Origin of the sequence: Limnospira sp. PMC 1279.21 (genome assembly GCF_032349615.1) — a bacterium.
In the GTDB taxonomy this organism is placed as follows: domain Bacteria; phylum Cyanobacteriota; class Cyanobacteriia; order Cyanobacteriales; family Microcoleaceae; genus Limnospira; species Limnospira fusiformis.
Genome location: NZ_JARPLU010000359.1, coordinates 1 through 1,703 on the forward strand (window position 1 = coordinate 1; position 1,703 = coordinate 1,703).

The window sequence follows — 1,703 nt, forward strand, 5'->3', positions numbered from 1 at the left end:
ATGGCAGTCTCCCTATTATTGGGGTGCGTTTACTATTCAAGGAGATTGGCGGTAAATTCAGGAAAGAAACCGGGTTTCTCGGTCTCTAACTCAGGAAAGAAACCCGGTTTCTGAGGGGGCGGTAATTAATCTTTGTCAAAATCCTTAGCGCCTTCTAAGACGGGATTAAGGTCAAACCAACTACCATCATGATCGCAATATTCAAAGACAAATAGACTGCGGAGGAGAGTTTGATATTCTTCCTCTCCTCGGACGGTTTTCTGCTGCGAAACTTGGCGGAGAAGTTCCCACTCGTCGGGGGTGATGGCTTTTCCTAATTCGTTGCGTCTCTCGCTAATTACCCGTTCAATCATGGTGCGACTGAAGGGTGGATCGTCTTTTTGTAGACAATTAAATAGTAAAATTAGCAGGTTTCGCACATGACCACCACTCATCTGACAGAGATAATCGAGGGTGCTGGTAGAGTCAAATAATTTAGGGATTTCACGGAGGCGATCGGTTTGGTTTAATTCTGGAAATGCTCGTGCTAATACCATTTGTCTGAGCAGATTAATTCCGGGTTCGCAGTCGCTACCGTCTCGTTCTTTGACTCTGACCATTGGTAGCAGTTTGGCGGGGGAACCAAAGCGGTTGCTAACGGCTTCTTTATCGTTGGAAAAGGTGAGAATTAGGGGAATTGTATAGATGACATGACACAGAAGTTTATTGAGTTGTTCACCCCTATCTACAAATAAATATTCTGGTTGGGTACGGATGCCGAATTTGGCTTTATTATCGATGCGATCTAGGTTGTCAATAATCACGACTAATCCGGCTTGTCCCCGTTGCTGTAGTTGTTGTTGAGCGGGGGTGATTAATTCCTGGTTAATGACTTCAATAATGTTATTAACTCGGGGTTCTAGGTGTTGTCTTAATAGCGATCGCACATCCCTTGAGTCTTTGGCTTTGGCGGTAATTTCACCAATCCCAAAAGATAGGGAAAAACCCTCGGAGTCTTGGCTAACACCAATATCACCGACGACGGGAATATTGCTCCGAAAACTGGTAATTTCTGTATTCAGAAGGTTGGCAGCGCTTTTCAGAATGCCTTGAAAGCGTTTGGGTTGCAGACAGACACCACTATTTTCTAAACTTTGGGAAACTTGGCGAGCGATCGCCAGTAAGATGTCACTAATATCGACATCTGCCATATCTAAGTCCTGGGAAGACTCGAAGTAAACTACATGGAATTTATCCGCTTCTAACTCAGTTTTTAATCGTGATAATTCGGTGGATTTTCCACAGCCTATATGTCCGGTAAATAATTGACAGGTAGGTTGATGGTCAGAAAAGGTGATCGTCCGTTTCAGTTCCCGAATTACATTAGAACCCCGAACTGTTGAAAAATCAATATAGTATTGTCGATCTTCAGGTTTCGATATATTCAGAGTGTATCGCGGGTTACAGGCTCGAAAGAATCGTCCAAGGTTTAGGGACATTTAATTTATGCTCTATAAAACTTAAACAAAACCGGACATAGCCGGATATTGATGTTTATTTCTGGCTTCGTCCGGGACTGTCGGCAGCACCCCGTCCACAAGTGTAATCGTCTGAACCAGGCGATTTTTCTAAATTTATACTGGCGTTCAAATCTCTATCAATCTTCAAGCCACAGTTTGGACATTCAAAAGTCCGACGGACTAGGGGCATTTTTTGACGATGGA

At 43.6% G+C, this 1,703-nt stretch carries 2 protein-coding genes; both read right to left on the reverse strand.

The genetic code is table 11. The features are described from left to right. Window positions 1-125: 125 nt before the first annotated feature. Window positions 126-1,478 carry an ATP-binding protein gene (locus P5683_RS24540; RefSeq protein ID WP_273248744.1) on the reverse strand — a complete coding sequence of 451 codons (1,353 nt, stop codon included), beginning with the start codon at window positions 1,476-1,478 and terminating at the stop codon, window positions 126-128. A gap of 55 nt (window positions 1,479-1,533) precedes the next feature. Continuing rightward, the coding region (locus tag P5683_RS24545; protein WP_315641183.1) for a zinc ribbon domain-containing protein at window positions 1,534-1,703 on the reverse strand (170 nt) is incomplete at its 5' end.

Coding starts and splice junctions, on each gene's coding strand:
- P5683_RS24540 (WP_273248744.1), bottom strand. CDS start 1,478: ATGTCCCTAAACCTTGGACGATTCTTTCGAGCCTGTAACCCGCGATAC.